Here is a 5,256-nt window from a genome sequence, read left to right on the forward strand (position 1 = left end):
ATACCTGCTGCCCCATCATGACGTTCCGGCTCCGCTTTGGATGTGGCTGTATTTTACCAGTCGGGCCTTATCGGCAGGCCTTTTTCAACACAATCCTCCAGGTAACTGACGCTCCCGCAGTTACCGCGCTCGTTTCAAACTCGGCCATTGTCGACATCTAGATTGAAAGCCAATAGCGATGTTTGAATGGCCGCTTCCAAACATCGGATGAAGTTGCCTTCATCCAATTTCATCCTTCCATACTCTCTGATCGACAAAGTCTAACCAATCCTTCATTAGTCTGATTTTTGCCATTTGTCGAAACCCATACTTTGATCTGTTGTCCCAACGAAAATCAATGAGGCAGATGAGGATTCTAGCACCTGATCAAATCTAAGACGTCGCCTAGCCCAGGACGTGCTGTGAACAAAATTGGCGCCCCCAAAACAGTGCCGAAAAGATCTCACGTGGCACGTTCGCGACATGCATAAACGTCTTACTATAGTTCTTGCCGTCGTGAAAGCTCTTTCTCCAACTCTTCTATCCTTCTTCGCGCAGCTGCAAGGGAATCAATTTCGGATATCGCTGGCAGGATCACCTTACTTTCAAGATTTGCGATAAGATCGTCCTTGTCCTTATAATGAAGTACTTGGTGTACCCAGGGAAAACGGCGCCAGTGCTCAAACATCGCGTACTCTCTCTCGGATTCAATTAGGATAGGCTGAATGGGTACTGACGGGAGATTCGGCACGATGTGGGAGAGTTCCTGGGGAATGCTTTTGGCGTCGGTGAGATCGGCAATGACAAATTTGGACAACGATGCCAATAGAAGTATGGTCTCTGTTAGCCCTCTATTCTCTTCGGGTTTGAAATCGAAGATGATAGGTACGTAGCGGTTTTCGCCTTTTCGCTCCTTGAGGGCATCCCGAATCTTTTCCAACACCTGTTTTCTCTCGTCCGAAAACCGCCCAAGTATGAGCACGATCTTGGAGGTGGTCTCAGCGATAACGTTCTGAAGATTGCCGTTATTCAGAAGTGTATAAAGAAACTGCGCGACCAGCAGATCATCCACCAGCAACTCGCGCATGCTGCCGCCTTGCGGCTCCCGATAGCGGATGACCAGATCCTTTTGTTCGGCGCCTTCTAGCTGCAAGTCCCAAGCGGACAGGCCGTACAGCGTGCAACCGACGATGTGCGCGTCCGTCAGATTCGTCTTGGCCATTTGTGTTCCCTGCAGGTTCGCGCCGTCGAGAATGGCACAAGGCATTTGGGTCTCATACAGATCCGTTCGGCAGAAGTTGGCTCTCGTCAAATCGGCACTATGGAGCTTAGCGCGAGCGAGATTCGATTCATGGAAATTTGTTTCCCTCAGGGTTTGTCCACGTAGGTCGGCTCCAACCAGGTTTGCATTTGAGAAATCTGCTTCGTCGAGCGCTTGTCCCTCCAAGCCCTCTTTGGTCAAGTCGCATTCGAAGAGTAGCGGGCGCTTTTCAGGGTTCGCCTTTCGCCACTTGTTCCAACGAGGTACGCCTTGCTTGAGAATATTCAACTGTTCGATTTGGGCGTTTTTTCTTTTCTGATTGAAAACCTCTCGGCCGTCAATCACTGCTTCAATGGCCCTCGTAATATTTCGTTCCGTTCGCTCTGCAGATATACGACTCGCTTCGTCCCCGATGACCCGGCATCCGTCAATCTTTGCGATAGTAATAGAACTGGACTGGTCGAATTCAAAAGCGAGACCTCTATAAAAGTATGCATCGGACATAAATCACCTCTCAAATTGGTAAGTTCAGCGACGTTCTAGACCACATCCGAAAGCGTCAATATTTATTCTTACGCCCACAAAAAATAGCCTGATCTGCGTCGAGCTTAAGCAAGACCGCAGCACCCGCTGAGATCGGTAACGGCGGTTGCGAGTTGCGCGAGGATAGCGCGTAAGTCGAACCGACGATTGAATCGGTATTGGAATTCGGCAAGGTAGCGGTGTGCGTATTTCCGGAATTTGAACGCATGATAGGTACCGGTAATGGCTGTCTTGAGGTTACCCAGCAGGGTGTTTACCCAGTGAAACTCAGGGTGCTGTGCGGACGCGCGGCCTGAACCGAGGATGAAGCGGTGACGGCAAGCGACGTTTTCACTCATGCCCCGAAAGCGTCCCAAGCCATCGGTCAGGACCACGCAGGTCGGGTCCAGCACATTCTCCGCCCAGGCGCCGATGGCTTCCTTTGTGAACGGAAGGCTATCCAGACGAAGGTAGAGCTGATGGCCCTCCTCGCTGGTTTGTACGGCCATCACAAATGGAACTTTGTTCTCCGACCCCCGCCCTGCCGTACCGGTTCAAGAAATCAGCCATCGAAAGACCACGTTGAAATTGGACTCGGTTCATCGCCCTGACGCACCGCATTGCTCTGGAGCCCTAGATTACGAGCGGTACTCGCTCACCACCTGAGCCATTACTAAAGCTCGACGCTAATCAGGGATTCATTTTTGTGACTTATTCAATGATGTTTTAAACCTTAGAATCGTGGCGTAAAGGAAAACGCGGGTGATAAGCTATTACTCCGGCCGCAATAAAGCGCACAGGTTTCTGACCTAACTGACTGAAACTACAAAATTACCGACCGAGCATCTGTTCGGATAATAGTGGCCAGAGTAATAAGATTTCAATTCCACCCGCTACATTCAAATTACGGAGCACATACGCAACAATTCGCGGTATAAGAAGTGTTAACAACCGGATCGGTATAGCCCTGAGCGGTACAACCACCCGTTTCCGAAGTAACAGCACAACTCATTGAATTCGAGTTTGATATTATTGTGCCACGGCACCCACAAACCGCACTTGTGCCTTTAGATGCGTTGTTACACACCGCAACAGAGTGAGTCGGCGGACCAGGGTCACCCTTAGGCCCCATTGGCCCCATAGCCCCGGGCGGCCCTACTGGCCCCATGGGTCCAACGTCACCTTTTTGGCCAGTTGGTCCCGCTGCTCCAGCAGGGCCAGTTGCGCCTTGGGGCCCTTGCCCGTCTGTAACGATCAGGGAAACTCCAGGATCGAAGTAAATTCCAGAAATCCCATCAGTATCATGTTCACAACTAAGCCTGACAATACTTGGAGGGCCATCTGTCTTCGAAATAAATGCCTGATTAACTATTGTTGTAACGTACTCTGCACCATTATTACCCCCTGGACTAACGGTTGCGCCATCCACAACATGAAATTGATTCCAAGAATCTTGGACTTCAATAAAACAACGCACAAAATCGATATTTTCCCAATTGACTACGGTTGCCTTACTAGTTGCTGTCCATTCTCCTGGAGGGACAGTCATCTGAACAATCACTGTCCTCCCTCCACCGTAGTAGTTCTGAGGCGGTAGCACAACTGATTGAGATGTGGTTTCTTGCAAAGTTGTAGCGAAGCAGTTTATTGGCGCAATAATAACCAATATGCTGGCCAATAGAGATACAAGTGACTTGCCTATCATAAGTTCTCTCCTAGTTTCAGACAAACCATAAAAACACGTCCTTTTTACATGCCGGTATACCAATTTTTTGATTTTGGCCGACTTAATCAATTTTTCTCAATGCTCAAAAATTGTGGGTACACCCGCACCTAGTAAGGCTAGATGAAGTAAAAATATTCTGTTGTGAAATATTGCAATCCTGATATCGTAATATTACCTGATATTTCACGTGCAGAGCGGAACCTGTTGAGTTATATCTATTGCCTGAATCCACGCTCAGATCCCGAGGTTGCAGATTGGGGTATGTATTTCATAATTTGAAAATTGAATCACTAAGAACTTATCCGGAAATAAGTAAGAATTGCGATTTCAGCATTGCTGGGGCGGGGTTTACAGCGAAGCCTTGAGAAGTAACGGCGTTTTGGGAAAGTAAGGTTTGGCTGGACGATACCCTGCTGAAGCTTCCACCGTCTAGGGAAGCGCCGATTAATGGGAGTTTTTGATGCGATTGGGCCGATAGCGCTCGGTTTCGTTCGTGGTCAGGCGAAAATTGGTTCGAAGCGGCGGTATTTGGGGCAAGTTTGCCAGGGATTTTCGCCCCACAGCGAATTGCGGGCACACATTGCCTGTGACCTCAGGCGGCGGCCATGGCGAGCAGTTGGTGTCGGACCCGATAGACTTTGACCAGCGCGAACAGCACTTGCCATTGATGGGTGTTCTTCTTCAGCCCACGATATCGGGTTTTCCGATGGCCAAACAGGTTCTTGACGGTGTGGAACGGGTGTTCAACCTTCGACCGGAAACAGGCTTTGAGTCGCTCGATGTGGCGGCCCAGGCCGCTCATTTCATCGTCTGGGAGTTGCTTCACCTGACCGCGTTGGAGCGCGACATGCCAATCGACTTCGCGATCCACGTGTTCCTCGCGCTTGCTGACGCCGGTGTAACCGGCATCGGCATCTACCCGGTGCTCCTGGCCATGCAGCAGTTCGCCGGCCATGACGACATCGCTGACATTGGCCGCCGTGCCCACGGCCGTGTGGATCAGCTCGGAGGCGGTATCGACGCCGATTTGCATCTGCATCCCGAAGCGCCAGTTGTTGCCCTTCATGGTCGGGTGCATGTCGGGGTCGCATTGCTGCTCCTGGTTCTTGGTCGAGGGTGTAGCGGCAATCAGGGTGGCATCCACGAGGGTGCCTTTGCGCAGCCACAAACCTTGGGCTTCCAGCAGCGCATTGACACGATCCAGAATCAGCGGTGCCAAGTGGTGCGCTTCCGATAGATGGCGAAAGTTCATGAGCGTGGTGGCATCGGGGACGCGCCCGCGCAGCACATCGATGCCGGCAAAGCGGTCCAGAACGGGCATGTCGTAAAGCACATCCTCGGCGACCTCATCGGAAAAGTTGTTCCACAACCGGATGAATTCAACAGCCACCGGCTGAAGCCGGTGGGTTCGTATTACGGACTGAAAGTCCGGATACGCGTCGACTAAAAAACGACGCGTCTAGTCGGGCTCAATCTGAAATTTGTCGTTCGGGTTCGGTTCGAAGTGAAGCTCCATGTACTGCTTGATCATCTGTAGAAGTCGCGACCTGATCTGACAGTTACCCGTTTTGGGTGCGCTGGGTTGTCAGATCAGATTCAACTGACCGACTTTCTGGTTCCACACCTCCTTTCCAGCGTGAAGCGTTTGTAGGGGAGTGCGACCGCAACACATCTTACCCTGATGGGTTCGCTCCTGGTTATAGTGCTCGATCCAGGCATCCAGGTCGGCCTGCAGTTCGTCCACGGAGAGATAAAGCTTCTTGCGGAA

The 5,256-nt window shown here is 51.0% G+C and carries 3 protein-coding genes and 1 pseudogene; all 4 read right to left on the reverse strand.

Annotated features, from left to right (window positions below; translation table 11 throughout):
• Positions 1 to 478 precede the first annotated feature (478 nt).
• Positions 479 to 1,744 (reverse strand): pentapeptide repeat-containing protein, encoded by a 1,266-nt coding sequence (locus tag EK23_RS21010; RefSeq protein ID WP_052808423.1) that lies wholly within the window; start codon positions 1,742 to 1,744, stop codon positions 479 to 481.
• 104 nt (positions 1,745 to 1,848) lie between these two features.
• Positions 1,849 to 2,316: pseudogene (locus tag EK23_RS21015) on the reverse strand (IS1595 family transposase); the annotation flags it as partial.
• A 1,764-nt stretch (positions 2,317 to 4,080) separates the two neighbouring features.
• Positions 4,081 to 4,878, reverse strand: coding sequence for an IS5 family transposase (locus EK23_RS21020; protein ID WP_200892212.1), 798 nt, complete (start codon positions 4,876 to 4,878; stop codon positions 4,081 to 4,083).
• 195 nt (positions 4,879 to 5,073) lie between these two features.
• Positions 5,074 to 5,256: integrase core domain-containing protein (locus tag EK23_RS21025; RefSeq protein ID WP_045227361.1), on the reverse strand; the 183-nt coding region annotated here is incomplete at its 5' end.

It is taken from the genome of Methyloterricola oryzae, from assembly GCF_000934725.1.
In the GTDB taxonomy this organism is placed as follows: Bacteria; Pseudomonadota; Gammaproteobacteria; order Methylococcales; family Methylococcaceae; genus Methyloterricola; species Methyloterricola oryzae.